At 35.7% G+C, this 14926-nt stretch carries 16 protein-coding genes; 8 read left to right on the top strand and 8 right to left on the bottom strand.

Annotated elements, in window-relative coordinates:
* Positions 1-2 precede the first annotated feature (2 nt).
* The gene (locus DRF57_RS14055) at positions 3-386 is read left to right on the top strand and encodes a DUF779 domain-containing protein (protein ID WP_047494823.1); all 384 of its coding nucleotides are present in this window, start codon (positions 3-5) and stop codon (positions 384-386) included.
* 8 nt (positions 387-394) lie between these two features.
* On the opposite strand, the gene DRF57_RS14060 is transcribed toward DRF57_RS14055, so the two are convergent.
* A complete protein-coding gene (locus DRF57_RS14060) occupies positions 395-946 on the bottom strand; it encodes a hypothetical protein (protein ID WP_115919170.1) in 552 nt (183 codons plus the stop codon).
* A 69-nt stretch (positions 947-1015) separates the two neighbouring features.
* Positions 1016-2215, bottom strand: coding sequence for a dicarboxylate/amino acid:cation symporter (locus DRF57_RS14065; protein WP_047495040.1), 1200 nt, complete (start codon positions 2213-2215; stop codon positions 1016-1018).
* Between the two features lie 308 nt (positions 2216-2523).
* On the opposite strand from DRF57_RS14065, the gene DRF57_RS14070 reads away from it, so the two are divergent.
* The 4 genes from DRF57_RS14070 to DRF57_RS14085 all read left to right on the top strand — a co-directional run bounded on the left by DRF57_RS14070 (position 2524) and on the right by DRF57_RS14085 (position 5823).
* Positions 2524-3885 (top strand): S8 family serine peptidase, encoded by a 1362-nt coding sequence (locus DRF57_RS14070; protein ID WP_115919172.1) that lies wholly within the window; start codon positions 2524-2526, stop codon positions 3883-3885.
* Positions 3886-4033: 148 nt separating this feature from the next.
* Positions 4034-4945, top strand: a complete 912-nt coding sequence (locus tag DRF57_RS14075; RefSeq protein WP_115919174.1) for a DnaJ C-terminal domain-containing protein — start codon at positions 4034-4036, stop codon at positions 4943-4945.
* Between the two features lie 3 nt (positions 4946-4948).
* Positions 4949-5251 (top strand): chaperone modulator CbpM, encoded by a 303-nt coding sequence (locus tag DRF57_RS14080; protein WP_047495005.1) that lies wholly within the window; start codon positions 4949-4951, stop codon positions 5249-5251.
* A 41-nt stretch (positions 5252-5292) separates the two neighbouring features.
* Entirely contained in the window at positions 5293-5823 is a 531-nt protein-coding gene (locus tag DRF57_RS14085) for a hypothetical protein (RefSeq protein WP_115919176.1), read from the top strand.
* Between the two features lie 53 nt (positions 5824-5876).
* On the opposite strand, the gene DRF57_RS14090 is transcribed toward DRF57_RS14085, so the two are convergent.
* Positions 5877-6860 carry a PLP-dependent cysteine synthase family protein gene (locus tag DRF57_RS14090; protein ID WP_047495013.1) on the bottom strand — a complete coding sequence of 328 codons (984 nt, stop codon included), beginning with the start codon at positions 6858-6860 and terminating at the stop codon, positions 5877-5879.
* 130 nt (positions 6861-6990) lie between these two features.
* Positions 6991-8220 carry an ABC transporter permease gene (locus DRF57_RS14095; protein WP_047495016.1) on the bottom strand — a complete coding sequence of 410 codons (1230 nt, stop codon included), beginning with the start codon at positions 8218-8220 and terminating at the stop codon, positions 6991-6993.
* A gap of 4 nt (positions 8221-8224) precedes the next feature.
* On the opposite strand from DRF57_RS14095, the gene DRF57_RS14100 reads away from it, so the two are divergent.
* Entirely contained in the window at positions 8225-9421 is a 1197-nt protein-coding gene (locus tag DRF57_RS14100; protein ID WP_047495046.1) for an exo-beta-N-acetylmuramidase NamZ family protein, read from the top strand.
* On the opposite strand, the gene DRF57_RS14105 is transcribed toward DRF57_RS14100, so the two are convergent.
* The 4 genes from DRF57_RS14105 to DRF57_RS14120 all read right to left on the bottom strand — a co-directional run bounded on the left by DRF57_RS14105 (position 9422) and on the right by DRF57_RS14120 (position 12031).
* A complete protein-coding gene (locus tag DRF57_RS14105) occupies positions 9422-9628 on the bottom strand; it encodes a hypothetical protein (protein WP_047495019.1) in 207 nt (68 codons plus the stop codon).
* Between the two features lie 4 nt (positions 9629-9632).
* Positions 9633-10247 (bottom strand): DUF3575 domain-containing protein, encoded by a 615-nt coding sequence (locus tag DRF57_RS14110; RefSeq protein WP_115919178.1) that lies wholly within the window; start codon positions 10245-10247, stop codon positions 9633-9635.
* 9 nt (positions 10248-10256) lie between these two features.
* Complete coding sequence (locus DRF57_RS14115) at positions 10257-11432, bottom strand: thioredoxin fold domain-containing protein (RefSeq protein ID WP_115919180.1); 1176 nt, start codon at positions 11430-11432, stop codon at positions 10257-10259.
* 224 nt (positions 11433-11656) lie between these two features.
* Complete coding sequence (locus tag DRF57_RS14120) at positions 11657-12031, bottom strand: winged helix-turn-helix transcriptional regulator (protein WP_115919182.1); 375 nt, start codon at positions 12029-12031, stop codon at positions 11657-11659.
* A gap of 131 nt (positions 12032-12162) precedes the next feature.
* On the opposite strand from DRF57_RS14120, the gene DRF57_RS14125 reads away from it, so the two are divergent.
* Both DRF57_RS14125 and DRF57_RS14130 read left to right on the top strand, forming a co-directional pair.
* A complete protein-coding gene (locus DRF57_RS14125; RefSeq protein ID WP_115919184.1) occupies positions 12163-13116 on the top strand; it encodes an alpha/beta hydrolase in 954 nt (317 codons plus the stop codon).
* A 268-nt stretch (positions 13117-13384) separates the two neighbouring features.
* On the top strand, positions 13385-14875 hold the full coding sequence (locus DRF57_RS14130; RefSeq protein WP_241508027.1) for a histidine kinase: 1491 nt from the start codon (positions 13385-13387) through the stop codon (positions 14873-14875).
* Positions 14876-14926 lie beyond the last annotated feature (51 nt).

Here is a 14926-nt window from a genome sequence, read left to right on the forward strand (position 1 = left end):
AAATGGAAGGAAAAATAGCAAGGCTTTCAGCAACGGAAAAGGCACTTGAGGTCATTCGGGAGCTTGAAAATAAATATGGGGCGCTGATGTTTTATCAGGCCGGCGGATGCTGTGAAGGAACGCAGCCTCAATGTTTTGAGAAAGGAGGTTTTTTTCCCAGAATGAATGATGCTATGATCGGAACCATCCATGGATATGAATTCTGGATAGACCGGGATTTATTTGAATATTGGAAGTACTCACACTTTACCCTGGATGTGGCAGAAGGTTTCGGACCGGGAGGCTTTTCACTGGAAACACCTTTGGGCAAGACCTTTAAAGTTCAGTACAGACTTTTTACTCCCGAAGAATATGAAAACCTGGAACCCGTACTAAGGAGTGAATAGGATAGAGTCTAAAGACTGGCAGAATAGGGATAGTGGAGAACTGTATTGCTGCTTTTTTGAACCATATGGTCCAACTCTCTTTCAAAATCGTATTTTCCTTTTATGATCTCTCTTTTTAAAACAAAATATTGGGTTCCCAGCATTAGAGCAGAAACGGCAATGAAAGAAAAATCCTGAACCCCATTTTTTATATTGACAGTGACTGCAACTAAGAAAAAGCCCAGCAACAATACAAGAGTGACAATCTGAAAAAAAGAGGGAATACACGCTGTGGAAACAGTAGTTCTATTATTCTGATCATACAGACTTCCCTTAATCACCGGATAATTCAGGTTGATATCAAAAAAACACCTTCTTTTCTTAATCGTGAAGTTTTTTTCATACACCATTCCTCTGTATTTAAATCTTGTGGGAATTGCCGGATCTGAAATCAGGGATATAAAAGTAGTATGGGTTGGATAAGTAATTTTCCTTAGCCTTTCTATAACCTCAGCTGTATTGAGGTCAATGTCAATATTTTTATGCGTGTATAAACCAATACTTTGACAAAAGGAATTCATGTAAAATAAAGCTTAAACGGTTATTATAGTCGTTTTTATGGGGAAGATTGGCCGGGGATTATTCTACAATCAGGTCTTCACAAACCGGTTGACAAACATTGCGGCAACGACGTCGCCCACAGCATTCAGAACAGTGGCTAACGGGTCTACCAATGTTCCGATGATCATTACAGCAGGGATAGCTTCCTGAGGTAATTTATATACCGAAATCATCAGCATTTCACCAATATACCCACCATTGGGAATCCCTCCGGCTACAATACTTACAAAAACAGTAATTCCCAATGCCAACAATAGATTCGAGGGATCAAAAAAGTCTTTTCCAATAATTAAAAAAGCAACATAGATTTTTATAATGGAAGACATAGAAGATCCGTTTTTATGGAGGGTTGTCCCAATAGGAATAACCAGGTTGGCAATAGAATTAGGTATTCCAATTTTAGACGCTGCCTGTAAGTTGGCAGGCATGGTAGCAAAACTGCTGCAGGTACTTATGGCAGTAAGGCTAGGATAAATGGCGTTGGTCCAGAAACTTTTCACTCCTTTTTGACCATTGGCCATAAAAGCATAAATAGAAAAAAAGACAAAGAAATAAATAATTCCTGCAATATAATATAAGCCTAAAGGTTTAGCGTAAAATCCAAACAGCTGAGGTCCTAAAGTAGCTACCTGAAAAGCAAAATAAGCCCCAAGACCAATAGGAGCCAGATTCATGATCAATAAAAGAAGCTCTTTCATAACTTCATAACCTGAGGCAATAAAAACCCTGAAGGGTTCTCCTTTTTCTCCCGTTTTTCGGGCAGCAAAACCCGTCATAAAAGCAAATATAAGAAGAGCCAGCATATTCTGTCTTGAAAAAAGAGCCGTAAATTCTCCTACGGTGAAAAAGCCTACAATCCTGTCACCCCATGTATCATTGTTTGCTGCTTCTGTAATAGCTTCAGAGCTTCCGGAAACCCCGGAAACAGGGAAGAGATAGACTGCACAGATCGTAAAAATGGCGGCTGTCAGGATGAAAAATAAAAAGGTAAGAGCCATGATAAGAATAATCTTTCCAAATTTTGACTGCTGCTCCAGAGAAGCAATAGAATTGGAAACGGCAAAGAATACCAAAGGTACCACACTTACAAAAAGAAGATTAAGGAAAATATCTCCCAGAGGTTTTATATACTCTACAATACCGGGAGCAGTAATTCCTATAATGCTTCCAACACTAATTCCTAAGAGTAAAAATATAATTCCGGAGTAGTTTTTTAGTACCTCTTTCATGTGAAGTTTTTTTTCAAATATAAGCCTTTTCCAAGTGTAAGCAGAAAATAGATCTATTATTTTAAAATCCATTTTATCACACAATTTTGAAATATTATTTGAAATTGAACTGCTTGTCTTGTTAATCATGAAATTTTATACTACAAATATTCTATTTAATAAAATTATTTAAATTGCATTTAATTCAATAATTTGTATTCAATTGTATTTTATTATTAATTATTATTTGATTTTATTATGAAAAATGCTTTAAAATTAAATAATTATAATATATTTGTAAACTGTTTAATTTAAAAAACATTACAAATATGATGAGAAGTAACAAAATTTCGTTATTGCTGATTGCTGTAGCAATCACTGTAAGTTGTAACTCTGATAGACTCAGTGATACGCCTGAATCTAATCCCAATTCGAATGCTGCTGTGAATTCTGATGAGGTAGCTTCTGCTGATTCCAAGCCTATTCCTGGACAGTACATTGTTGTTTTGAATGATGGTGTTCTTGATAAAAGTGGCCTTGCTGTTTCTAAAGGTGCACTCCAGAATAGAGAGGCTTATTTAAGACAAACAGGATCACTGTTGGATAAATTAAAAAGCAAAGATAATGGATTGAATTTGGGTATTAATAGTCAAAAGATTTCTAATGCTTTTGGATATGCCCTTGAAGGTTTTGTTGCAAAAAATCTTACTGATGCTGAGGTAGAAGCACTTAGGAAAGATCCTAAAATCAAAAGTGTTGAACAGGATTATCAGGTTTCATTAGGGAAAACAACAGGGATCATTGCTAAAGCTGCTTCAACACAGGAGATTCCTTGGGGGATTACAAGAGTTGGAGGTGCAGGAGATGGAACTGGAAAAACAGCCTGGGTTATTGATTCCGGAATTGATTTGGATCATCCGGATCTTAATGTAGATACACAAAGAAGTGTTTCCTTTGCCGGAGATAACAATCCTGATGATGGAAACGGGCATGGAACCCATGTGGCAGGAACTATTGCAGCTATTAACAATAATATTGGAGTTGTTGGAGTTGCTGCCGGAGCTAAAGTTGTTGCACTAAAGGTTTTAAAGAGTGATGGAACAGGAGATTTTTCATGGACTGTTTCTGCTTTAGATTACGTATATGCAAATGCCTCAGCAGAGGATGTTGTCAATATGAGCTTAGGTCCTAGATCACGATATAGAGATTCGGCTACAGAACAGGCTGTTTTAAAAGTAGCAGAAAAAGGTATTAGACTAGCAATAGCAGCAGGTAATTCTTATGATGATGCCAGTTATTATTCACCGGCTGCTGTTAATGCTACCAATGTTTATACTATTTCCGCTTCGGCTGAAGGAGATTACTGGGCTTATTTTTCTAATTATGGATCTCCTGTAGATTATGCAGCTCCGGGATTCCAGGTAAAATCAACATGGTTAAATGGCGGTTACAATACCATTAGCGGAACATCCATGGCGTCTCCCCATGCTGCCGGAGTTCTTTTATTAGGAGCTCCAAACACAGATGGTGCTACTCCAAAACCGGCTTATTGGGAATACAGATACGGATTTCTAAGCAACGGAACATTTGGTAAAATTTATACTGGTAGATATGGACCTACAAATACCTATACCTTAGCAGATTATCGATATGATAAAGACGGTGTGGCAGATAAAATTATTCGTAGATAATTTATTTATAATTCTAATAAAAAGGGATGAGATTACTCATCTCTTTTTTTGTCTATCAGAATTTTTAATATTTTTTTTCATGTTTTTAAGTGTTTTCTTATGGGGTTTTCAAAGATAAAATTCATAAATTTGAGTAAACATCATTTCTATGGCTTATATAGATTACTATAAAATTTTAGGCGTAGATAAAAACGCAACACAGGATGATATCAAGAAAGCCTACCGAAAACTGGCCAGAAAGCTACATCCTGACCTTAATCCTGACGATAAGGAAGCAGAAAAAAAATTCAAAGAACTGAATGAAGCCAATGAAGTGCTCAGTAATACTGAAAACCGTGCAAAATATGATAAGTACGGAGAGCATTGGAAACATGGCGAAGAATACGAAAAAGCCCAGCAACAGCAGAAACAATATCAACAGCAGCAGAATTATAACGGAGGATATTCCGGAGCAGATTTTGGTGAAGGGGAAGATTTTTCAGATTTCTTTCAAAGTATGTTTGGAGGGGCTGGAGGCTTTAGCAAAAGTTCACGGGGAAGTGCTTCCGGAAAATTTAAAGGAAAAGATGTTCAGGCAGAACTGAACCTGAATTTAAGAGATGCTGCTACCACTCATCCGCAAACTTTTGAAATCAATGGTAAAAAAGTGAGAATTACTATTCCGGCAGGGGTTTATGATGGGCAGCAGATTAAGTTGAAAGGACATGGAAATCCCGGTTTTAACGGTGGACCTCACGGGGATCTGTATATTACCTTCAATATTCCGGCTGATCCGGATTTTGAAAGAATAGGGGATGACCTGAAAACTAAAGTCGTTATCGATATGTATACTGCTGTTTTAGGGGGAGATGTAAAAGTAAATACCCTGGATAGCAGTGTCAATCTTAAAGTAAAACCGGAAACTCAAAACGGGATGACCGTAAGGCTTAAAGGAAAAGGTTTTCCTATCTATAAAAAAGAAGGACAGCATGGCGATCTTTTTGTAACCTATGAAGTGAAATTGCCGGTAAACCTTACAGAAAAGCAAAAAGAACTTTTTGAACAACTAAAAAATTCCTAGGCTATGAGTGAAAGAATATCACGGGAAGAACTCGTAAAAATCTATAATATAGAAATCACTTTTTTTGATGATCTTGTAGAGTATGGTCTGCTAAACATTCATATTGAAAATGATATTCATTATCTGATGTATGAAGATCTGCAGGATCTTGAAAAGTTTTCCAACTGGCATTATGATCTTGAAATCAATCTTCCCGGTCTTGAAGTGATTCATAATATGCTGAACAAACTGAATGCCCTGAAAAACAGAAACAGGGAACTGATGAACAAACTTGCTGCTATAAGTGATCAATATGAAGATATTTAGCTAGCTTTGCAGCTTTATAAAGCAAAGTATATATTTATATTATGAGTGAAGAAAAGGTGATTGTCTTAAGACCTGACAGAAAGACTTTTGAAGAAATCTATTTTAGCGGAAACCAGGGAAGTTTGCTTTTCTCACCTACTACCAGAAGTAAAACCATAACGACCATGGTGGCTGCTGTTATTCTGTTTATTGCATTTCTTTTGAAAGACAGTTTGAGCAAAGACAGTGTGGGAATCTTATATTTTCTGAGCTTTATATTCCTGCTTTGTACGGTTTTTCTGTCTGTAAGCATTAATAAAGTATCCCGATGGAAGAAACAGGTGAATCATTACCTGGGTGTGCTTGAAAAGTGTAAGGTCTACGAAATAAGATTTGATTCTCTTTTTTTTACGGTCAATATTGACGGAGAGAAAGAAACCAGCGAATGGAAAGATTTTGAATATTTTGATAGTAATAATGAATTCATCACTCTGGAAGGTAAGTACAGTTATATGTTTCCAAAGAAAGCAATGAGTGAAAAGGAGTATAGCCTACTCAAAAAGACACTCAAAGAAAATATTAATAAAGAATAAAAAAATCAGAGCATTTTGCTCTGATTTTTATTTTATCGTAAAGTATCCGCTTATTAATCAAGCCAACCCATTTCCTTCATCCATTCGTCATTGTAGATTTTTCCTACATATCTTGAACCGTGGTCATGAAGTAAAACAACAATGATATCATCTTTCGTGAACTGATCTTTCATCTGGATCAGAGAAGCAATAGCACTTCCTGCAGAATATCCACAGAAAATTCCTTCTTCTTTAGCCAGCTTTCTTGCATAGATCGCTCCGTCTTTATCTGTTACTTTTTCAAAATGATCAATGACAGACATATCATAGTTCTCAGGAATGATATCTTCGCCAATCCCTTCTGTAATATAAGTATAGGCATGGTCATAGTGAAGTTCTCCTGTTTCATGGAATTCTTTCAGGATAGAACCGTAAGTATCTACTCCGATTATTTTGATGTCCTGATTTTTTTCTTTGAAGAATGTTCCACATCCTGTAATCGTACCTCCTGTTCCTGCACCAGCTACAAAGTGAGTCAGTTTTCCTTCTGTCTGTTCCCAGATTTCAGGCGCTGTAGACTCATAATGAGCTGTTCTGTTTGATAAATTATCATACTGATTTACATACCATCCGTTCTCCGTTTCTTTAGCCAGTCTTTTGGAAACTGAATAATAAGAACGTGGGTCAGTAGGCTTTACGTCAGTAGGGCATACAATAACCTCAGCACCTACAGCACGAAGGATATCACATTTTTCTTTTGATTGTTTGGAATTCGTTACAAAGATACATTTGTAACCTTTGATGATCGCTGCAAGCGCTAATCCCATTCCTGTATTTCCTGAAGTTCCCTCAATGATGGTTCCTCCAGGCTTTAATCTGCCGTCTTTTTCGGCATCTTCTATCATTTTAAGAGCCATTCTGTCCTTTACTGAATTTCCGGGATTGAAAGTCTCTACTTTTGCTAAAACTAATGCTGGAAAGTCTTCTCCTAATACATTGTTAAGTTTTACCAGCGGTGTATTACCTATAGTTTCAAGAATATTTTTTGCGTATTTCATAAATGGTTTATATGCGGAGCAAAGATAAGGCTTTTAAAATTATTCATATTGTGGATAACATGTGGATAACGTGTTGGTAACAGGAATACTTACCTCCCAAATATGATCAGCTTATCGATCCTTTCCGTTACTAATTATATTTAATTGCTTTTACCGGTGAAATTTTACTGATCAGATAACTAGGAATAATTAAAGCAAGCCCTGAAATAAACAGAATTCCCACTGAAATAGAAATAATGGCAATAGGGTTAAGATCTACCGGAACTGTACTTACATAATAATTTTCAGGATTAAGCTTAATAACTCCGAAGAATTTTTGAATCAAAATAAGCCCTAATCCAATCGCATTTCCATATAAAAGCCCGGGAATCATAATAATAAGTGTATAGTTGATAAAAGTAGCCCGGATCTGGGAATTGCTGGCTCCCAATGTTTTAAGAAGTCCTATGGAATTGGTTCTTTCGATGATAAGGATCAGAAGGACCATAATAATATTAATAACCACTACAATGAGCATAATAATGATGATTAAAGCAATATTCGTATCGAAAATGCTTATCCAGTCATTGATTTGCGGAAATTTTTCCGTCGCTTTTTCCGCATAATTTTTATACCCAATCAGCTTTTCAATATCTGGAAAATCTTTATCTATATCGTTGACGTTTTTGAGGAAAATATCAAGTCCTCCCACTTCATCAGGTTTCATTTCCTGAATTCTTCTTACATGATTAATTCCTCCAATTACAAATTGATCATCAATCATCTTAATATCCGTTCTGTAAATTCCCAGTACACGGAACTTACGATAGACCGGCTTTTGATCTGCCTTTGAAAAAACAGTAACAATACTGTCGTTGAGCTTCAGGTGTAAGTCGTTGGCTGTTTTCTGTGAAATAGCGACGTCGTTGTTGAAACCTACCTCTGTTACCTTGGGAGTGGTGCCGGCAATTAAAAATTTCTTAAACCTAAGGCTGTCAAAGTCTTTTCCAACTCCTTTAAATATAATGCCTGCAAAACTATGCTCATTACGCATAATTCCGGTCACAGTTGCATATTTCTGGATGCTTTCCACGTCGGGAAGTTCTTTGATCTTTGGAATATTAAGCCCCTGGTTATCAAGTACCGAAGTATTATAGGAAGAATTGGATCGGGTAGATCTTACGGTAATGTGTCCGCTGAAATCTGCCAGTCTTTCTTTAATAGCTTTTTTAGAACCGAAGCCGGTGGCTACGGTAATTAAGGAAACAATGATTCCCAAAGCTACAGAAAGTCTGCCAATGAAGATGATAACTCTTGAAAGGTTATTTTTGTTATCTTTGGAAAATGCTATTTTTCTAGAGAAATATAAAGGAAATTTCAAGCTTATGAATTTAGATTTCAAAATTAAAAATTTACTTCTTATTTGCCTAATTTTTTTAGGAGTATTCAACCAATATTATTCTCAGACTCAAGTTCAGCAGGATTTTAAAACCGGAGCCGATCAGCCTGAATTATATTTACCCCTGTTAAAAAACAAAACCATCGGGATTGTGACCAACCAGACAGGGCTGATGAGTGACAGGAATCATTTGGTGGATTTTTTAGTGAAAAATAAGATTAATATTAAAGCTATTTTTGCACCGGAACATGGATTCAGGGGAGATGCTGATGCCGGAGCGAAAGTGAAAAATGGAGTAGATGTAAAAACTGGAATACCCATTGTTTCATTATATGGTAATAATAAAAAACCAAAACCTGAACAATTAAAAGGAATTGATATTGTTCTTTTTGATATCCAGGACGTAGGGGTGAGGTTCTATACTTATATTTCTACCTTGACTTATCTGATGGAAGCCGGTGCTGAGAATAATGTTGAAATCATGGTTCTTGATCGCCCCAATCCCCATGACGGTTATACTGACGGTCCTGTTTTAAGGAAAAAATGGGCAAGCTTTGTAGGTATGCATGAAGTTCCTGTAGTATATGGACTGACAATTGGAGAATATGGAAAAATGGTAAATGGCGAAAAGTGGCTGAAAAATGGAGTTCAGGCTAAATATACCCTTATTCCAATGAAAAATTACCATAAAAAACAACGGTACACAATTTTAGATAAACCCTCCCCGAACTTACCGAATGATAAAGCCATTAATCTTTATCCCAGCCTATGTTTTTTTGAAGGAACTCAGGTTTCAGTAGGAAGAGGAACGGATATGCCTTTCCAGATTTATGGTTCCCCATGGACAGAAAAACTGCCTTTTGAGTTTACTCCGAAACCAAGTTATGGAGCTAAAGATCCTTTTCTTAACGGAAAGCTTTGCCACGGTGAAAATCTTTCGAAATACCCAAAAGATCTGAGAGAACTGAATCTTGAATGGGTTATAAAAGCATATCAAAATTATAAAAATCCACAGCAGGATTTCTTCCTGAAAAATCTATGGTTTGATACATTATCCGGAACCGATGAATTCAGAAAGCAAATTATTGCAGGTAAAACGATTCCGGAAATTAAAGCTTCATGGAAAAAAGACCTGGCCGATTTTGAAAAGATCAGAACCAGGTATGTGGTGTACGAAAATTAATTAATCAAAATGCTGAGGTGGGTTTTTGTCATTTTTACCTTTGTTAAGGATAAATAAACCGACAGTTAATCCGACAACTCCCGCAAAAGCAGTGAGCAGAGCTCTTTGCAGTTTATCAGGAAGGTCATTCCCAAGGTAGTTCATTAAAAAAAGGATCACAAAAGTGATCACTGAAATGATAATATGATTTCTTCCGAATGGTTTCATTGTATTATTTAAATTTGTAAGAGATCATGACTCCTCCTCTGTAGGGGATGAATTCGCCACTTTTATTAAGACCGGTTGCCTGATCATATCTTTTTCCTGTTGTTTTGTCATAGCCTTTATAAAAACTCTGGGATGTTCCCACAGTACCATAAATGTCAAGATTCCAACGGTCAGATAGCTGAAACTGATAACCGGCAGTTAGCCCTAGCATAATAGAAAATCCTTTTTGGTAAAGATTGGAATTGATGAAAGTCTGACCATCATCGTTAACATGTAGTTTATCATTCCAATAGTTCCATTTTTGAACATTATAGGCTGCAAAACCAAGATTCGCTCCCAGATACCAGTGCTTAAAAGCCTCTTTGAAATAATATCTGCCTTCTACGGAAGCTGAATAATACTGAAGCTTATGTCCGGCAAAAGATTTCCATGGGGAAATAAGAACATCTCCCTGAATGGTATATTTTGGACTTATCTGTTTTTCTACACCGGCGTTAATGATTCCTATAGGTAGAAAAAGAGCATTCCCTTTTATGTATAAACTTTTATCCTGTTCCTGAGCGTTTAAAGTACCTATTGCCAGGAAAGCTAAAACGCCTGTTAATAATTTATAATTCATCAGTATATGTTAGTGTATTTTATTTAATAGCTCTTCAGCCAGTTTGGAATCTTTATGGGTTTGAACGGCTATATTTTTAGACATTTCTGCATAATTTTTTGCCATTTCTTTATTACCAGTCAGGAAATACAGTTTGGCGAGAATATAAGTGTTTTCAGAGGTCTCACTTCTCATTACAGATTTTTCTGCCCATTCTGTAGCCTTCTTTAATGAGGCTGGTGTTTTGATATGATCACTGAAGATCCATGCTGCTCTTAAAAGCTCATTAGGCTCAAAGGCATCAGCGTTTTTATAATAGTCTAATGCTGCTTTTTCAAATTCAGGAAAATTGGCATTCTGCTCATAGTAGCTAAGTTTGGTCTGATTAAGCTTTGTGGTAGCTGCTTCTTTTCCTACTAAAGGTTCGGCTGCTTTCATAAAGGTATCCTCATTGATTCTTTTGTTTTTTTCATCAATGGACTGTTCTACTATTTTAGATAATTTCAATTGAGCATCAAATTCTTTATAGGTTTCTTCTGGTAGAAACTTAATGATCTCAGCTTTTCTTGAAGTGAAAACACTATAATTGCGGTCTTCTGTTGACTTTACAAAATAAAGGAGGAGACCGATTTCTTCTTTTGAAAGCTCTTCAGTCTTTTTTTTATTTTCAAAATATCTTTCAGAAGCTTTTTTAGCAAAATCAAAATCACTGCTGGAGTTCAGTTTCATAACATTGATCAGAAATTCAGGATCTTTTTCACCATTAGCAAAACGTTCTTTCAAAGAACCTTTTTTATTGCCGGGAGAATTGATGTCCTGAGCCATAGTGACAAACATACCCGCTTCCATATACCCTGAGTTTTGAGAAACAAGTTCTCCTTCACCATTTAAAAAAAGATAAGTAGGATAGGAACGTACTCCATATTTAGCTGCAATCTCCCGTCCTTCTCCTTTTTCCATGTCGAATCTTGCATTGATGAAACTCGCATTAAAGTAATCTCCAACGGATTTTTGGGTGAAAACATTTTTTTCCATCATTTTGCATGGCCCACACCAGGAAGCATAGGCATCTAGAAAGACCAATTTCTTTTCCTTTTTAGCCTTTGCGATAATATCCTTGAATGGTAATTCCTGGAATTGAATAGACTCTTGAGCTGAGATAATGATAGAACAAAAAATAGATATCCCGGAGATGATCTTCTTCATTTTCAAATTAGATTTGTAAGCGAAGATAATTAATTTTCAAAACATAAAGAGCTGATTCCGCTTCCTGATAGAGTATATTAACTAATTTTAAGATTTAAAGCAGCTTTTGGTTGACAGACCCTGTGAAAAATTACAGCAGGAATTTAACACTTAAGTATTCTGAATACAAAATTTAATTTCTAACCTTAATCGCAACATTTTTAACTTTCATAGTTGCTTTTTAACTAGGATGGTTCGTTATTATTTTTTTTCGCATTTTTATGCTCTTTACCCCAGATTTCCAATTGGTTCAGGATGGGAATTAATCTTTTACCAATCTCAGATAATTCATACTCTACCCGTAGAGGAACTTCTGCATAAACACTTTTTATAATCAAATTTTCCTGTTCCATTTTTTTCAGCTGGAGGGTAAGCATTCTTTCAGAGATATTGGGAATACTGTTCTTCAATTCGTAAAACCTCAGCTTTCCGTGTTTAAGATGATAACAAATGGAGAGGATCCAGCGTCCGCTGATCAGATTAACAGCATATATTTCTGAACAGCATTGTTCCAGTGTTTTTTTATTTTCATTATTGGTGGATGATTCTTTAATACTCATTACTTACATTTTTGTTCGTTTCATACAATCTAATGCATACTTGGACAGCATAGTACCTATCAGTTAAATTTACAAATAAAACAGGAAATATCTTGTTTGAAGGTGTCATTTGTAATACAAAATATAACAGCATGGACTTTAACAGAATTGATGAAGATTTAAGAACAAGTATAGAAAATACTCCTTATTCATTAGAAATTGACGAAGAAGTATTTTTAAATAATCCCGAGCTCATCCAACGGGAAAGAAAAGAATTTGTAGAAGCTCACCCTTTTAAGAATCCCGATCATATCCTTACAAAAGATATTTTTATAGAAAGTTCTGTGGATAGATATGAAATCAGATTACACATTTATCAGCCGAAAAAATATAATAGGGATAAAACACTCATTTATTTTCATGGAGGAGGATATGTATTTGGGTTACCTGAACAGGTGGATGACCAGATGTTTGAAATTTCGGATAAGCTTAATGCAACTATTATATCTGTAGATTACAGATTATCTCCTCAGTATCGGTTTCCAATTCCCATTCTGGATGGTTTTGATGCTTTACAATGGGTGATTAACGAAGGGGAAGCTCAGTTGGGAATTAATCCGGATCATATTACGGTTTTCGGAGCCAGCGCCGGAGGTCATCTGGCAGCAGCGGTTACCCAGATGGCTGTAGATCATCATATTGAAAATATAAAGCATCAGTTTTTATTGTATCCGGTAATTCATAACCGGTTAGACACTCCTTCGATGAAAGAGTTTACAGATGCTCTTTTATGGAATAGGGTATATGCTCAGGCAGCCTGGCTTCATTTTTTGGGGAAAGAGAATGTAGATAAGAGTATGAGATACGCAGATTTAACTCATTACGATAATTTTGCTCAATTACCTCCCACGACTATTATTGCCTGTGAGCTGGATCCTTTAAGGGATGAAGATATTGAATTTGCACAGTTGCTGTATAAGGCGGGTGTCAAGACTGAATTATGGGTTATTCCGGGTGCCTTGCATGTTTTTGATCTATTTGATTCTCCTATGAGCAATCAGTATAAAGATTTTATGATGAACAGGCTTTTCTGTAAAAACAAATAAAAGGAAAAAAAATAATATTAAAAACCGTCTTCATGAAGACGGTTTTTATTTTTCTGAGATGATTTTTGTACGTATTTTGATTATATATTTAATTCACTTTATGGTCCTGAAATCTTTGTTATAATTTTGCAAACGAATAATTTACCTGTAGGAGGAAACAAGAATTTAGAAAAAATTGAATATTAATTTTAAACGCGCACTGTCTCAAAAATCCGTTTATATAGCTGCTTTATCTGTTTGCTTAATTGCAGTTGTAGCACTTGCTATTTTGAGCTTTTTAATTACGCGTGACAGCCAGAAAAATACTGAAGATTTTGCAAGAAAAACTTTTGTCCGCAAATATGAATCCGTTGAAAATGAATTCAGAAATATTGAGGATTATCAATATCTGCTTCGTGCACTGATCCAAAAAGACGGTTTAAAAAACTATAAAGACTATTCTTCAGTTTTAAATGACCTCAACAAAAAACGTAATCTTTTAGCCTACAGCTGGTATTACTACTATAATGAAGTTTCCGGAAAAACAGAGACCAATAGCCCTTTGTCCGAGGTTTTTAAAAAAACAGGAAATATAGAAAAGTCTGTTCCCTTACAAAATAATGCAGCCGGACATTTCAAAGATCTTTTAATGACGCGTAAAGACAGCCTGTATTGGGTGAGCTATGATTCTTTGTTGCTACCGGATAAGAATACACTGTATTACGGTTCTGCCGTAAGTCTGGATGATCTTCACCAATATTTTATCAATGTAGATAAAAGCTCGAATACCTACGCCTATGTTTTTACGAAAGAAGGTATTTGTATCACCCATCCTGAAAAGAAATATTTAGGTAAGAATATTTTTGATTTTACAGATATTAAGCCCAAAGATACGTTGACGGGTAAGACAAAATCAGGATATACCGAAGGTATTGCAATTTCTGAGTATCTGGGGGTTGAAGTTACCCGGTTTATAAAACCTCTGAAAACGGATAATTTCGAAGGATATACCGTTGTTAACCACGTCAATTTTATTATCGATGAAAACGTATATAAAGTAAAAACCTATACAACCTATATTTTTCTGGCAGCCTTGTTTCTTATTGTAACGGTCTTTATATTGTTTCAAAGATCTGCTCATATTGCCTATAAGGAGAAAGAAAAGATACAGTCTGAAAAGAATTTACTGTTGGTTGAGAATGAAAAGATGCATAAGGCAGAAGTCATTAACCAGCTTCAGCAGCTTAAAAATAATATCAATCCACATTTCCTGTTCAATTCTCTGAATTCCCTATACATGCTGATTGGGATTAATAAAGACAATGCACAGAAGTTTACCATGAATCTTTCAAAGATCTATCGGTATCTTATTGTACCTCCAAAAGAAAATATTGTTTCCGTTGCCCAGGAGATCAATTTTATACAGCAGTATATGGAGCTTTTGAAAAGCAGGTTTGACGAAGAATTGAATTTTAAAGTAGTGATTAATCATCAGGAGAGTTTAGAAAAAAGAATTCCCTATCTATCCCTTCAGATTGTAACGGAAAATGCTATAAAGCATAATATAGCAACTATAGACCAGCCTTTAGAAATTATCATTACCATTGAAGAAAATGGGATCATTGTAAAGAATACCTGGCAGCTCAAAACAGAGCCTGTTCAGGGAGAGAAGTTCGGAATTGATTATTTGAATCAAGTTTATGGATATTTTAAGAATAATTTTGTTAATATTTCTGTAGATGGTGAATATTTCATATGTTTTTTGCCATTAATGAAGTGAAAATAAAAATCCATTCACTCCCGAAATATCCCCTCTCACTCCCTAACACTA

Source organism: Chryseobacterium rhizosphaerae, from assembly GCF_003385455.1.
In the GTDB taxonomy this organism is placed as follows: Bacteria; Bacteroidota; Bacteroidia; order Flavobacteriales; family Weeksellaceae; genus Chryseobacterium; species Chryseobacterium rhizosphaerae.

Excerpts from the sequence above, each read along its gene's own strand:
- DRF57_RS14060 (WP_115919170.1), bottom strand. The coding sequence starts at position 946 with ATGAATTCCTTTTGTCAAAGTATTGGTTTATACACGCATAAAAATATT.
- DRF57_RS14070 (WP_115919172.1), top strand. The coding sequence starts at position 2,524 with ATGATGAGAAGTAACAAAATTTCGTTATTGCTGATTGCTGTAGCAATC.
- DRF57_RS14100 (WP_047495046.1), top strand. The coding sequence starts at position 8,225 with ATGAATTTAGATTTCAAAATTAAAAATTTACTTCTTATTTGCCTAATT.
- DRF57_RS14120 (WP_115919182.1), bottom strand. The coding sequence starts at position 12,031 with ATGAGTATTAAAGAATCATCCACCAATAATGAAAATAAAAAAACACTG.
- DRF57_RS14110 (WP_115919178.1), bottom strand. The coding sequence starts at position 10,247 with ATGAATTATAAATTATTAACAGGCGTTTTAGCTTTCCTGGCAATAGGT.
- DRF57_RS14115 (WP_115919180.1), bottom strand. The coding sequence starts at position 11,432 with ATGAAGAAGATCATCTCCGGGATATCTATTTTTTGTTCTATCATTATC.
- DRF57_RS14080 (WP_047495005.1), top strand. The coding sequence starts at position 4,949 with ATGAGTGAAAGAATATCACGGGAAGAACTCGTAAAAATCTATAATATA.
- DRF57_RS14090 (WP_047495013.1), bottom strand. The coding sequence starts at position 6,860 with ATGAAATACGCAAAAAATATTCTTGAAACTATAGGTAATACACCGCTG.
- DRF57_RS14065 (WP_047495040.1), bottom strand. The coding sequence starts at position 2,215 with ATGAAAGAGGTACTAAAAAACTACTCCGGAATTATATTTTTACTCTTA.
- DRF57_RS14075 (WP_115919174.1), top strand. The coding sequence starts at position 4,034 with ATGGCTTATATAGATTACTATAAAATTTTAGGCGTAGATAAAAACGCA.
- DRF57_RS14105 (WP_047495019.1), bottom strand. The coding sequence starts at position 9,628 with ATGAAACCATTCGGAAGAAATCATATTATCATTTCAGTGATCACTTTT.
- DRF57_RS14055 (WP_047494823.1), top strand. The coding sequence starts at position 3 with ATGGAAGGAAAAATAGCAAGGCTTTCAGCAACGGAAAAGGCACTTGAG.
- DRF57_RS14125 (WP_115919184.1), top strand. The coding sequence starts at position 12,163 with ATGGACTTTAACAGAATTGATGAAGATTTAAGAACAAGTATAGAAAAT.
- DRF57_RS14085 (WP_115919176.1), top strand. The coding sequence starts at position 5,293 with ATGAGTGAAGAAAAGGTGATTGTCTTAAGACCTGACAGAAAGACTTTT.